Source organism: Nitrospira calida, from assembly GCF_976986435.1.
In genome coordinates, this window is record NZ_OZ335950.1 from 2476721 (window position 1) to 2489832 (window position 13112).

The 13112-nt window shown below is 65.2% G+C and carries 14 protein-coding genes and 2 pseudogenes; 2 read left to right on the plus strand and 14 right to left on the minus strand.

The window, feature by feature from the left end; genetic code table 11:
• Nucleotides 1-26 precede the first annotated feature (26 nt).
• Nucleotides 27-179, plus strand: a complete 153-nt coding sequence (locus ACWHTU_RS12230; protein ID WP_447859648.1) for a hypothetical protein — start codon at nt 27-29, stop codon at nt 177-179.
• A 388-nt stretch (nt 180-567) separates the two neighbouring features.
• On the opposite strand, the gene ACWHTU_RS12235 is transcribed toward ACWHTU_RS12230, so the two are convergent.
• The 14 genes and pseudogenes from ACWHTU_RS12235 to ACWHTU_RS12300 form a co-directional block, all read right to left on the minus strand.
• Nucleotides 568-1998, minus strand: a complete 1431-nt coding sequence (locus ACWHTU_RS12235) for a type IV secretory system conjugative DNA transfer family protein (protein WP_447859649.1) — start codon at nt 1996-1998, stop codon at nt 568-570.
• A gap of 439 nt (nt 1999-2437) precedes the next feature.
• Nucleotides 2438-2599, minus strand: coding sequence for a hypothetical protein (locus ACWHTU_RS12240; RefSeq protein ID WP_447859650.1), 162 nt, complete (start codon nt 2597-2599; stop codon nt 2438-2440).
• Between the two features lie 66 nt (nt 2600-2665).
• Nucleotides 2666-3223 carry a hypothetical protein gene (locus ACWHTU_RS12245; protein ID WP_447859651.1) on the minus strand — a complete coding sequence of 186 codons (558 nt, stop codon included), beginning with the start codon at nt 3221-3223 and terminating at the stop codon, nt 2666-2668.
• Nucleotides 3224-3244: 21 nt separating this feature from the next.
• On the minus strand, nt 3245-3772 hold the full coding sequence (locus ACWHTU_RS12250; RefSeq protein ID WP_447859652.1) for a thermonuclease family protein: 528 nt from the start codon (nt 3770-3772) through the stop codon (nt 3245-3247).
• Nucleotides 3773-3787: 15 nt separating this feature from the next.
• The gene (locus ACWHTU_RS12255; RefSeq protein WP_447859653.1) at nt 3788-4003 is read right to left on the minus strand and encodes a hypothetical protein; all 216 of its coding nucleotides are present in this window, start codon (nt 4001-4003) and stop codon (nt 3788-3790) included.
• A complete protein-coding gene (locus ACWHTU_RS12260; RefSeq protein WP_447859654.1) occupies nt 3990-4325 on the minus strand; it encodes a hypothetical protein in 336 nt (111 codons plus the stop codon). Before ACWHTU_RS12260 ends, ACWHTU_RS12255 begins: the two co-directional genes overlap by 14 nt.
• Complete coding sequence (gene iscB, locus ACWHTU_RS12265) at nt 4322-5647, minus strand: RNA-guided endonuclease IscB (RefSeq protein WP_447859655.1); 1326 nt, start codon at nt 5645-5647, stop codon at nt 4322-4324. The genes ACWHTU_RS12260 and iscB overlap by 4 nt, the downstream gene beginning before the upstream one ends.
• A 440-nt stretch (nt 5648-6087) precedes the next feature.
• On the minus strand, nt 6088-6306 hold the full coding sequence (locus tag ACWHTU_RS12270; protein ID WP_447859656.1) for a DUF2283 domain-containing protein: 219 nt from the start codon (nt 6304-6306) through the stop codon (nt 6088-6090).
• 796 nt (nt 6307-7102) lie between these two features.
• A complete protein-coding gene (locus ACWHTU_RS12275) occupies nt 7103-8314 on the minus strand; it encodes an IS256 family transposase (protein WP_447859657.1) in 1212 nt (403 codons plus the stop codon).
• 45 nt (nt 8315-8359) lie between these two features.
• On the minus strand, nt 8360-9553 hold the full coding sequence (locus tag ACWHTU_RS12280) for a hypothetical protein (RefSeq protein WP_447859658.1): 1194 nt from the start codon (nt 9551-9553) through the stop codon (nt 8360-8362).
• A gap of 60 nt (nt 9554-9613) precedes the next feature.
• Nucleotides 9614-10780 (minus strand): annotated as a pseudogene (locus ACWHTU_RS12285) (helix-turn-helix domain-containing protein); the annotation flags it as partial.
• 282 nt (nt 10781-11062) lie between these two features.
• The gene (locus ACWHTU_RS12290; protein WP_447859659.1) at nt 11063-11410 is read right to left on the minus strand and encodes a hypothetical protein; all 348 of its coding nucleotides are present in this window, start codon (nt 11408-11410) and stop codon (nt 11063-11065) included.
• Between the two features lie 57 nt (nt 11411-11467).
• Nucleotides 11468-11587: pseudogene (locus ACWHTU_RS12295) on the minus strand (hypothetical protein); the annotation flags it as partial.
• A 439-nt stretch (nt 11588-12026) separates the two neighbouring features.
• Nucleotides 12027-12356, minus strand: coding sequence for a ComEA family DNA-binding protein (locus tag ACWHTU_RS12300; protein WP_447859660.1), 330 nt, complete (start codon nt 12354-12356; stop codon nt 12027-12029).
• 176 nt (nt 12357-12532) lie between these two features.
• On the opposite strand from ACWHTU_RS12300, the gene lexA reads away from it, so the two are divergent.
• Nucleotides 12533-13084, plus strand: a complete 552-nt coding sequence (gene lexA, locus ACWHTU_RS12305) for a transcriptional repressor LexA (RefSeq protein WP_447859661.1) — start codon at nt 12533-12535, stop codon at nt 13082-13084.
• Nucleotides 13085-13112: the final 28 nt, after the last annotated feature.

Genomic DNA, 13112 nt, shown 5'->3' on the forward strand with positions numbered 1-13112 from the left:
CGGGCGCCGGTGCTACAAGGGCCGGCATGGCGACCCCGACCCTCTCGGCGTTGACGGCGCTCCTCGACCGGCAGCGGCAGGCGCTCGCACGCCTGCAGGAGGACATCGCGGCGATCGAGCGGACGATCGCGGTCCTGAAAGGCCGCCCGGCGGCCCCGCCGCCCCGCGCGCCCCCGTGACCTCCGGCAGCCGCCCTCCGCTCCGCGCCGTGGTGCTGGACATCCTCAAGGCCAGTCCCACGCCGCTCTCGCCGGCCGCCTTGCGCGCACAACTGGCGGCCCGCGGCCAACGCTGCCACCGGTCCAGCCTCACCGCCCGGCTCGCCAGCTTGCGCCAGCAGGCCTCATCCGCCGCACGGCCCCCGGCTTGTACCAGGCCGTCTCCGCGGCCGCGCCGGCTCCTCCGGCCTCCGCCGCACGCCCCGCGGTCGGCGCATCTCGCCCGGCCGCTCGAGCGCCCGGGCCATCCACCGTCCCGCGCGCCCCTCAACCATCCGCACCCCGCCCCCAGCCACGCCGAGCAGCCCGGAAGCGCCGACGCTAGCCGAGCCGCGTCCCGCGCCTGGCCTCAGCCGGATGACGGCGCCTCCGCCTCGGCGGGTCCCGGCGCCGCCTGCGGCCGAATGACCGGCCAGCGGACTTTGAGCCACGTCGGCGTGACCTCCGGCGTCCGCCCTTTCCACACCTTCCCGTAACTGCGGCAGTAGAACCAGCGCTTCGGCAGCCGCAACACCCGGTCCGCCCGAATCGCCGGCCCCTCCGTCGTCCGGATCGTCACGTCCCCGCCCATCTGCATCACCGGCTCGTACCGGTACCGCAAGGGACTCGTGGCCTCGATGTGCTGCGCCGTCTCCGGATGGTTCACCAGGAGGTAGATCCACGTGTTGATGTTGTCGATGATGCTCCGGGCGTATTCCGGCCCGACTTCCGCCTCGATCTGCGCCACCGACTGCGTGTAGAAATGCACCCAGCAGTTGGCCCCGCCGCCCTTGTTGATGAGTTCCTGAAAGCCGGCATAGAGCACGTTGTGCCCCTCGTCGATGTGCAGGCACAGCGGCGGGGTGAGCGCCCGGCCGCTGCTGAACAGCCGGCCGATGAGCGCCTGGATCATCGACACCAGCATCTTGCCCACCAGCACGCTGGTGCGTTGCGTGAGCAACGAGCCCGTCTGCGCCACGACGATCACCGGCCGGCCGCGTTCCAGCCGCTCGACCACCGGATTGACCGTCGCCCGCCCCATGATCTCCCCCACCGCCCCGAACGTCAGCGCCGAGAGCGTGGTGCGGAAACTCGACGACACTTTCGCCCAGAAATCGGCGAGGTTGGGGCTTTGAATCATCTGCAGGATCGAGCGGCGGATGTGGTCCGTGCCCGGCACGCGGGCCAACTCCTCGGAGAACGCCACCAGGTCCTTGAACCCGATGCGCTCTTTCACGTCCATGAACGTGAGCGGCCGCGGATCCTGGTCCGCCTGCCGCAGCGCCACCATCCCCGCGACGATCACCTGCGAGACCTCCTGCGCGATCGCGACAAAGTAGTCCTCCTTGGCCTTGACCCCGCTGATCAGCATGTTGACCAGCTCGTCCTGCATGTAGTAGCTGGTCAACGGCCCCACGTGAATGGAGACCTCGGGGAAAATCGGCGTGAGCAGCATGACTTCGTCCAGGCGCCCGGTCTCCACCGCCGTCTGGACGACCCGGTTCATCAGCTCGTGGTCGCCCTTCGGGTCGATGATCAGCACCGAGTAGCCCTTCCGGATGTCCTGCTCCACGAGCGATTCGATGAGCCGGGTCTTGCCGACGCGAGTCGTGCCGAAGCAGCCGAGATGGCCGCTCCGGTCCGCGTCCGGAATCTCGATCGGCCCGACCGTGACCGGGGCGCCGAGCGGTAGGCCGAGCCGCGCGCCCTCGCCCAGGTGCAGCGTCCCCACCGGACCCGCCGGCGGACTCGGCCGCCGGGCGGCCTGCGCGCGCGCCGTGAGCGCCTCCAGCGCCATCATGGTTGGTTCCTCCGTCCTCGCCGCAGCCGCTCCGGCTGAAACGCCACATGGCCCGCCGGCCACCAGTCCGGCGGCCGATCATCCTTCGGCCGCGCCCACCAGAGGACCGTCACCAGGTGCTGCCCCGGCAGCGCGATCCGCCTGCACTCCGGGTGCTCCCGGCAGTACCGGTCCCAATGCCGTTCCCAGCGGAAGATGCGCTCCGCCTGCGCGATGCGGAGCTGTGCTGGGGGAGATGCAAGAGGATGTCGCCGTCCTGGTAGTGCAGCGGGATCTGCGCATACACCCACGCCCAGTAGCGCCCCCGGTCCGGATGGTCCGCCATGGCCTCCCAGCTCGCGGGCATCGGCAGCTGGGCGTGCCGCAGGGTCCGCGCGAGCGCTCCCTGCCACTCCAGCGCCCGCCACCGCGGGAGGACGTCAGCCCGGTAGAAATCCTCCTAGCGGCCGCGAAACACCCGCCACCACGCCCGTTCTTCCTTGAGCGCCGCATCGTGCTCCACCCGCGCCATCCACAGGGCGTCTTGCCGCGCCTCTTCCAGCTCTCGCTCGCCGGCCGCGCTCGCCGCTTCGCGGCGGGGCCCCCCTGCCGTTTCTTCCATGGCCTCCGTGCGCCTCCTCGTCGTCGTCCACCATGCCCGCGTTTGCGCCGCGGGGCATGGAAGGTATTACCGTCCCGGGCCGCCCGGCACACACCCCGGCGTGTCGCGCAGGGGCAGGATCGCCGACCCGCGGCGCCCGTGCAGCACGAGCGCCCGGAACAGCCCGGCCAGCAGGTCCCGCTCCTCCGGCCGGCGCGTGAGCAGCCGCTCGACGCGGGTCCGCCATGTCTCAACGCTCTCCGGGGTCTCCATCAGGGTATTCCGCAGATGGAGCGTGGCGCCCGTGATCCAGGCATCCAGCAACCCGTTCCGCACCAGCCACTGCTGCGCGGGGCTGGCCTCTTCCGGCTCGGCAAGGAGACGCTCCCCGGCGCGAAAACGGCGTGCGACATCCTGCCGGACGGCTTCGCAGTCCACCGGCCTTCGGCTCGCGACGCGACCGCCTGCGGACCGGTTCCCCGCGAGCAGAGCGCGATAGTCCGCATAGGTGGCGATGGGCTCCGGGACCAACGGAATCCACCGGCACACCGGCCACGGGCAGGGCAGCCACCCGGCGATGAGCGCGGCCAGCAGGGCGGCCATCGCCAACCCGATGAGCCAGAGTGTGTGCGCCGCACGTGGCATGCCCACGCGCCTCTTCGCTTCCTACTGGCAGGCCGGCTGCGGCGGCCGGCCCGGACGCCGAAAGTCCCACGGGGCGATGGGGTTCGGATCGCCCCACAGGCCGCGCCTGGCCGCCCGCGCCTCCCGTTCCAACGCCGCCAGATGTTCGTCCGCCGAGTACCGGCAGTACCACCAGGCGAGCCCCGCCCGGACCAGTTCCTCGTTCAGGACGCGTCCGTCCGGCAGGATGACCTCCGCGACGATCCGCCCGTACTTGTCCCGGCTGATCTCGCGCACCGTGACGGTCCGGCCGAGCGCTAAGTCCGCGGCGAACCGCTTGGCCCGCCGGCTGAAGGGCTGCCGCTTCTCCGGCGCGTCGATACCGTGGAGCCGGATCCGCCGGGTCTCGCCGTTGATCAGCACGACGAGCGTGTCGCCGTCCACGACCTTGACGACGGGCGCGGTGAATTCCGCGGCGGCGGCGAGCGCAGGGCGCGCGAGCAGCACGCCGAGCAGACACGCGATGAGGACTGCGCGAAGGCGAAGAACGTGCAGCCGGCTGTCTCGCATGCGGCACGGTTCCGTTTAGGCCGAGCGGGCGTTGTCGTCGTCCAGCCCCCGATCGGCCTCGCCGGCCTGCGCTGCGCCCAACCGGCGGGCCATCTCCTGCATCTCTTCCATAGCCTGCAGGATGTCTTCAAGCGGCAATGCCGACCAGCGGCGGAGCTGCTCGCGGCGCGCGCCCTCGAACGTCGTCAGCCGCCAGTCGACGTCCGGCAGCGGGGAGTCATCGTTCGGCATCGCCTTCCACCCTCATCTTGGCACGGCCCTTTGCCACCCGGGCCTCGAAACACGCGGGGCAGAGATGGTAGCCGCCGCGCGTGCTCGTGTACCAGTGCTCCAGGTTGTCGGCGCCGCAGTCGAAACAGCGGACGGCATAGCGCGGGAGTCCCTGATAGTCCCAGCCGCGGACCAGGCTGAAGATCGTGGCCGCCCGGGCGGCTAACGGATCCGAGCCGTGCGCGGCGAGGTATTCCTCCGCAAAGATTTCCGCCGAGGCCTCGGATTGGAACAACAAGCGGTCGTGAGAGTCTCCGTTGCCATTGAGAAAGAAGGCGATCATAAACCCTTCGCAAGGAAACCCCGGACTTCAGTCCGGGGAGGAATTGCGGCATACCCGTAGCCGTCGCCACGCTGGATGAGCGTGCAATGGCGGTACGAGATGCCTTGAACGACGCCGTTCGCGGTCTGGATATTGAACCTGCCGGAGGCGCGTACGGCGACCCTGCCCATGTGGATCCCAGCCTTCTTGCCATCCGGCACGTGTGCGCGCACCAGATCGCCCGTCTGAAAACCGAAGTGCTGCTTCCGGCGCGTGAGATACCCGCGCATACCACCATGCCTGTTGAGCCGCGTGCGCTGATAGCTGCCGCGCCCCGTGCATGTGATCTGAAGCACCGGCCGCCGCCAGCGGGTCACGGCATCGACCTGGCCTACGCAGGCCGCGTCGAGTGCATGCGTCTTCGGGATGCCACACCGCATCCGATTGAACTTGGTGCGCCCACCACTGGCTGTTTCTACCGAGAGCCCCGTGGCGCCGAGCGCCTCGAACAACGCCCAGCGGGTGGCATTGACCGCCGCCGCATCCTCGAGCGGCATTGTGCGCTGCGCCTCGATCCGGGCCAGGCGCTCGGGATCGTGCGCCAGAAACTCGGCCACATCCCGGCTGCCCTTGCGCTCGTTGCACGCGCGACAGGTCACCGTCAGGTTCGAGACCCGGTTGCTACCGCCGCGAGAGCGGGGATGGATGTGGTCGATCTCCAGCGGCACGCCGGTTGCCCCGCAGTACGCGCACTCGCGCCCCCACTTCTCCAAGAGATATTCCCTGACCTCGTAGCCAGCGAGCGTGCCTTGCTGGTATTCGACGCCGGTGATGTCCGGGGTTTGCAGTTTCTGCGTGTCGAACCGGACCAGCTCTTGGCTGAGGGCCGTCACCGGCGCCCAGCGCCGCAAGCGCCGCACCCACGCCAGCGTCGTGTCCACGCGGTGGCGGAGGCTGGGAGCCAGCCAGCCGTCCGGCCTGCGGCGATTGTCACAACGCCTGGCGCGATAGCGGGTCTTCCGGCTGCGTCGCGCTCGCCGAAACGCCCGTCGCTGCGCCAACGTGTCCCGAATCACCTGCCCGCGATGCTCCAGTTCCGCCAAGAACAGCACGTGGTGGCGGCTGCTCTCTTCGCGTATCAGCGCCAGGCCCGTGGCCTTGCTGCCAGGATCCAGCTTCAGGCACACTGGCTGCGTGTCTCCCGACGTTCGGTCTTTCAACCGAATGACGAACGGCACCATCCGATGCACCACGGCGCGCTGGTCGCGCAGCAGTTGCCGCGCCCGCGCTGGGTGGCATGGCATCAATGCCTTGCCGTTCTTGCCCCACACAAACACATGCATTGGATTACTCCTTTCTTCGCGCCTTTCGGCGGTGACGCCGGCCGCGACGCCTGTCACGCGGCCGGGCTCCCCTCGGGCATGTTGCTGAGCGGCGATCTGCTTCGGTCCGTTTCGTGCCGACCCGTGGCTTGTCTGCAACCGAGGCTCCGAGCGGTTGGAACTGAGGAAGCATTCCAACGTCGGTCTTGCGCCCTCTCTGTCAGACGACAGGCCGTCCGACAGAGCCGCCACGCGGCGGTCCCAGCAACGGAGCGGATTGGCTACCGCTTGCCCTGGTCAACCCCGGGCTTGGATGTCCAAGCCCCGGACTTCAGTCCGGGGTGGTTGACACCTCGCCCTGTTCGTTCCTTGCCTTTGACACTCCCACGGCTGAAGCCGTGGGAGTGTCAAAAAGCCATGCCCGCAAGCTTTCGCTGGTCGCCATAATCCGCTTCGGTTCGTCAGGAATCCGCCTGAACGACCGTCTCGACGGAAAGCGTCTTCTGCGGTCCTTCAGGGCGATAGTGGAGCAACTCCACTCCGATCACGCGGCCCGAGGCATCCTTCATAAGGACCACCTCGTCCGTCGTCTCCTCGCATACGTGCTCTTTGGCGGGATCATCCAGCCAGACCGTCAGCGTGTGGCCGACGGTATCGTGGATCACCTTGATCTTGTCCATATCGTTTCTCCTATTTTAATACGGTCCGTCGGGTACGCGGTGATCAGGAAACCGGTACCGTCCTCGTGCCGCACCACAGCGCAGAGCCATCGGGGCGAAGCGCCGCGGTAGAATAGCAGGACATTTGAATCCCTTCGGCTTCGACGCACCTCGTCGGGAGCGACGAGGGTCTGGATGACTTCCTGCTCCTGACCCTTGAGGACAGGGTGTTTGTGGTTCACGATGAATTCCCAATAGGAACGGGTACACCGGACAAGAAATCCGAGGGGCGTTGTTACCTCAAAGATCAGGTCAGAACTCATCTTGCGCTCCCGTCCACCACCCGGGCTGGGGCAGCTTACATTGACACTCCCACGGCTTCAGCCGTGGGAGTGTCAAAGGGGCAACTGCGAACCCAGCTCCAGGAGGCGCACGCCACGCGCCATGCGCCCCTCACCAAGGCGGTCCGCCGCAGTGACCGAGAAAAACGAGCGCCGCATTGGCCCTAGGACACGAGATCGGAGAGCGGCGCGATGGAACCATCGGGGGCATTCGGCGGATCAGAGAGGTCGAACAGGGTTCGAACACAACCCATGAGGTCGGGCATCCTTGATCCAATTTACAGCAACCGGCGGACTTGACCTGCTCACCTGTTCGCCTGTGACTCGACGGCCTTAATGAACTCTTGTACGCGCTTTAGGGTAGCGTCCCGATTTCTGTGGAAATTGGCTTCTCCCGGCATCTCCTCTGAATCATGGCCTCCGTAATAGCCTTATACGAGGCGATCGCCATGCGGCGTGACCGCTGGTATCCCCCCTTACGCGGCCTCCGGCGCGGTGGCCGCGATGATGCCCAGCTGGCGCCAGCCATCGATCCGACGCATCCGGATCTGGCCGGTCAGCAAGAGGGCAAACAACAGCACCTCGGCAGCCTGTGCCGTGGGCAACGCGCCCTGGGTTTTGACGCGGCGCCGAAACTCCCCATTCAGCCGCTCGATCGCGTTGGTGGTCCGCAGGGCCTTCCACTGGCTTGGTGGAAACCGATAGAACGTGAGCAGCTCGTCGCCCGCTTCACGCAAACTCGCTGCGACCTTGGGCGCCCGTTTCTCCCAGGTCGCCAGAAACGCTCGATAGGCGTGGCGGGCCTGGGCCGCCGACTCCGCATAGACGATCCGATGATAGTCGGTGCGCAGGTCGTCGTGCGCATGCCGCGGCGCATGGCGTTCCAGGTTCCGCAACTTATGTACGACGCACCGCTGGACGGCGAGCCCCGGCCAACTGGTCTGCAAGGCGGCCCGCAGGCCGGGGTTCCCATCGATCACGCAGAGCTGGGGCCGCTGGAGCCCCCGGGTGATCAGGCTCTCCAACAGCCCTTGCCAGGCCGCCGTGGACTCACTGGTCAACAGCTCCAGATCGAGGATCACCTTCTGGCCATCGGCGCGGACGCCCACGGCCACCAGCACCGGGACCGAGGTCACCTTCTGGGCCAACCGCACCCGCAGGGCGATGGCGTCCAGATACAGCACCACGTACCGCTCCTCTTGCAACGGTCGCTGATGCCACTCGTCATACAGTGCCTTCACCCGGCCCACCAGGCGGGACACGGCGCTCTTCGACAGCGGCGCGCCTCGCAGCAAGGGGCCCAACGCCCCTTTGATCCGGCGCCCATTGGCCCCGCTGCAATACGCCCCCAGCAACGCCCCGTCCACCGCGGCGGCCCGCCGCTGATACCGCGGCAGCAGCCGGCTCTGCCACTCGCTGGTCCCCGCGTCCGTGTGCAGCCGCGCCCGGGGCAGCGTCAGGCGCGTCGGTCCCAATCCCGTGGTCAGGGTGCGCGCGGTATGGCCGTGGCGATAGCCCCGCCGCGTCTGGCTCCGTTGATAGGGCACCGCCGCCAGCACCTCCGTCAGCTCCGCGTCCACCAGCGTCTCGATCAACTCGCGTACTTTCCCTTTCAACGCTTCCGTCAAGAGATCCGGACCCAGGACCGCTTTCATCTGTTGGAGAGATCGGCTAAACTGCGTCGGCATAGGCGTAGTCCTCCTTGTGCTGGCCCCTGCCAGGGCCGGTTCATGTCACGATGCCGGGAGGATACGCCTTTTTAATTTCCACAAGAAGGGGGCCACTACCCGCTTTAGCTGCACACTCAGATTGTTGATGAGCCATTTTCTATTCTGAAGATCCTCTTTGTTCACCTGACGATCGCCATAGAATACCCGCATTCCCCAGCGACCTGAAGAGGTCTGCTTTTCCTCCTCCATTTTCATCTCCATTTTCATCCTTTTGCACCAGTCGCCGACGGGTTTAGTAGTGAAGTAGTCGGGCTCCCCGCCTACTTCAACCGCAATCACCAAGGTCTGATACCATCCAGCGCCAACCCACGCCCACAATTTACATTTCTCAATGGGATCCATAATATTCTTGAGAGGCCCTTCAGTCTTTACGAGACATATCCCGGCCCAATGATGCGTGGGATCATATCGTAGGGCCCATCCGTCGCGTTCACCCAGACCAGCAGACAGCTCGTCTATCATCCCTTTCACTAATTCTTTGACGGTTTGCTCAACACGCTTCCATGATGCCATCTCGCGGTAATATCGTTCGAGGTCCGAGAGATCCTCGATTTCATAATCTTTTCCCAATTCCCAAAGGGCGCCATCCACAGACCAAGGATCAGCAAACAGATCTTTTCCAGCTTTCTCCACATCAGCAGGCTTATCTGTCCGCGACAATTCCAACGCCTTCATTGCTCGACAAACATGAACATCCGCCTTACAATCGCTGCATTTCATCTGCACCAGCTTGTGATCCCTGAGTCCTCCAAGCGTCATTCGAGATATCTGAGGCCCAAACCGCAAGTCGTTTTCAAGAATTGAAAGTACCGCCTTACCGTCACGGCCCTCCCATATTCTTCTCGGGTCGCCTTTGTACGGTGGACGCACAAGTTTTTGAGCGATGGTCACTATCTTCGCATGCCGCCAATCATACCTATGTAGTTTTGGTAGGCCATTCCATTCATTGTGATGATCAGCAATCCAATGCCACAGCTCTCCCTGTGAGGCGCGAGGAATAGAGTCAAAAAACTTTCGGACATTTGACCAAGCTCGCCAAGCAAATTCGTTCATATCTACGAAACAGCCAAGAAGATACAAATTGGCCCCCTCCAGTTTTGCCCTTGGCATTGCCTCCGGCACTTTATGGGGCTTCTTGGGAACCGGCAAACCAGGCCACCCGTCAAAGTGATCCGGATCTAAGTATTCATCGGCCAAGTGTCAGCATTCGTTAGTCAGAAACATTGCTGCACCATGGCAAGTGTCAGCATCTCTTAGTCAGAGTCGGAACGGGCGATGCGGAAACCGATACGGTATCTCACGCAGCAGCGGCTGGTGCAAGGGATCACGGCGTCTCAGGGCAACGACCCGGATCACGTGCGCCGTGAGATCGACCTCGGCCCGGACGAGGCGGTGGGGCCAGGTCGAGTCCACCGGGAGCATGCGGCCCAGCAGGGAAACCACCCCTTCCTCGTTGGTCCGGCGCAAGAACATCACACACCCACGCAACGGAGCCTGGGGATCAAACCGCCAGGTGACCGGCCATGGCCGTCGCGATGGGGCTTGCTCCAACCGTGTGGCCAGCTTGCGCCGGCTGGCGGCAATGAACCGGGCCGACTGCTCTTGCAAGCCTGTGAGCGAGTCGTGCTGAAAGCGCGTCCACACCTTCGCTTGCCAGCGGCCGTTGAAGTTCTCGAGTGCGGCCTGAAACCCCATCTCGCGGGGCGGGGCGAACACGGGGGTCACCTCCAAGCTCAGACACAGCCGGATCACGCGCCCCAGGGTATCCGGATGCTGATGCGGCCCCTGAAACCGCGTGTCGTTGTCAAACTGGGCATACGCCGGCAGGCCGACGTGTTGCCAGTGAGTGACCAGCTGCGCGCTGACCTGGCGGGCCGTCCACGGCCCACTCGGCCAGGCGGCCGGGATGCCGCTGTGGAGTCCGACCGCGGTCAGCACCTCCACCTCGATGCCGCCGCGGATGACGAGCCCCTCGATCAGATCAAAACTGTCCAGCTCGGCCTGTCCGGCCGCGACCGTAGGCAGATACCACCCGCGCGGCGGGGCTGGCCAGCGCTGGCGGCGCCGCCCGTCCAGGACGCCCCGGCGTTCCAGGATCCGGCCAATGGTGCGGACTGCGGGCAGTGGCGTGAATCCCTGGGCGGCCAGAGCCTGACGAATGGGCCCCGCCCCGTATTCCCCCAGGTCGCTCGTCGCCTGCAACGCCTGTCGTACCGCCAGCACGCGCTCTTCCACGGCCGGGGCATACTTGTTAGCTGGCTGCCGCGACCCTGGCGGCCGATCGGACCAGTCCACCCGATCCAACCGGGTCGAGCCCGCGTGCTCGACCCAGTACTGGACCGTCCGCAAGGCGACCCCGAAGTGTCGGGCAACCTGCCGCAGCGGCATTCCATGCCGCACGGCCTCGACCATTTCCTGACGACGACGCTCACGATGGTTTTTTTACCCATGGCAACTTCCTCTCCTCCCAATGAGTTGCCACAGATTATGCCAAGTCTTGACTAACGAATGCTGACACTCAAGTGACTAACGAATGCTGACACTTGGCCATTCATCTCTCAAGAAATCAGCAAACTCTTGTATCTTAGCTGCGGTCTGCTTCTGTTTTGACGTCGGCATAGCACCTCCCTGCTCCTGAGGTCGTCAAGACCTTCGTTGAAATGATGATGAGCGGTTCCTGGCTCGCTGATCACGAACCTTCACCTGTCAGGCCACCCGGCATTCCGCCTCGGCCTGAGTCGCCTCGATAGTCACGACCACGGCCTCTATGACGGCGTGCCCCTTGACTCGTCGGCATCCCTGCTCGGCGTGCAAGAGCATAGCCACCACCCCGCGCTGACGAGTCTGGTTGTTGCGGTATCGCTTGATGTCGCGCTCGCAGTCCCGCACCGTGGCGAACCTGCGCTCAATCGGGTTCGTCGAGTGCAGCGTCGTGCGGAGGGCTGCCGGCACCTTCAGGCGATGCAGCGTGAGCAACTCCTCGAACGCCTCCAGCCACGAGTCAGCGGCGGACTCGCGGCTGCGGCGCAGCCACTGCTCGAAGTCCAGCAGCATGGCCCGGGCGTCCTCATAGGCATGCTGTTCCAAGGCCCGTCGGTACCGGCGGTGAGCCTACTTCCGATACCGCTTGGAAAGGTGCCGCTGGATGTTGCGATCCTTGTGAATCGTGCACCGTTGGTGCACCAGCTTCGTGCCATACCGCGCCGTCAACGCCTTGATGATGCCCTTTCCCCCATCGGTGACCTAGAGGACCCGCTTGGAGAGCGTCAACCCTCGCCGCTCCAGGTCGGCCAACAGCGCCTCGCAGATCTTCATGGTGTTCCTTTGCCTCGTCGCAAAATCCGAGCGGCCGCTTGCGGCGGTTAGGGTTGATGCCCACCGCGACGATGAAAACCTGGCTCTCAGGGGGGATCGTACCCAGGAACAGGACGAAGAGCGTGACGTCCTCATGTCGGCGTTCCCAGAAGTCGCGCAGCTTCGTGGAAGCCACCACACCGCTTCACGCATTGATGGCTGTCGAGCGGGCATTCGCCGTTCGGCCCCGCGTCGCCGGGGATGCGCGACCGGGACTTGCTGATCAACCGCGTTGATCGAGCCCTGGCGGCTCGCTACTTCTCATGCGCGCGTGCGCTGAACACCCCGACGTTCGGCACAACCCGCCGCCAGCAGGCTACTGTTGCTTGGCAATGATTCTGTCTTTGATCTTGTCGTACGTTGCCTGCGGGATGATCTTCTTTTGGACCAGCTCATCCTTGCGCTTGTACGGACGGCCTTTGATGATTTTTTCAGCGTACGCGTCGCCAATGCCCGGCAAGGCCTTGAGTTGGTCCGCACTGGCCGTATTGATGTCGAGGAGTTCGGCTTTCTCCGCCGCCAAGACTGAGGGAATCGTCCCGTGTTGGCCCAGGGATGCCCCAAAAGGAGGGTCTGCCACCACCCCAACCGCCAGCAGGCTGGCCCACATGACCCCGCTGAGAAGGCCCAGCATTCGCGTGAGCATCTGTCTCCTCCTTCTTCAGGTGAGCTGACCGAGAAACGACAACGGATGATAGCTTAGCCTTGAGGACCGCACAAGTCGCTCGACGCACTGGCTGAGTTCCACTGAAACGCTTCGGGCTGGCCTAGCCCCATCAGCTCCTTGACAACCTGCCTCCCAAAGATGTATCCATTGGATACATGACGCCAGCCGACCTGAAACGGACCAGGACAGCCCTCGGGTTGACGCAGCAGCAACTCGCCGACGAGCTGCGGCTCAAGCGTCTCGCCATCACCCGCTACGAAACCGGGACGCGCCGCATCCCCGGTCTGGTGGAGGTGGCGATCAGCCTGCTCGCCACGCCGGCCCGGATTCCCCTGGTCGGCACCGTGGCCGCCGGGGATCCCCTGGAAGTGTTTCCACAGCCCGAGGTGGAGCTGGTAGAGGTCCCCCGCAGCATGGTGGGGCGGGGCGAGACCCTCGCGTTTCGCGTCAAGGGAGACTCGATGCGAGACGAAGGGATTCTGCCCGGAGACATCGTCGTGTGCCAGAAACAGGCGACGGCCCGGAACGGGCAGACGGTCATTGCCCTCGTGAACGGGGAAGCCACGATCAAGCGGTACTTCCGCACAGGCGGGGTCGTCGAACTCCGTCCCGCCAACGAGCGCCTGCAGCCGATCGTCGTGAAAGACACCGATGCCTTCCACATCGCAGGCGTCGTGGTGGGAGTCCTGCGGCATTTGCGGAAGTAGGGATGCCGGCGAACAGGCAGCGTCCGTC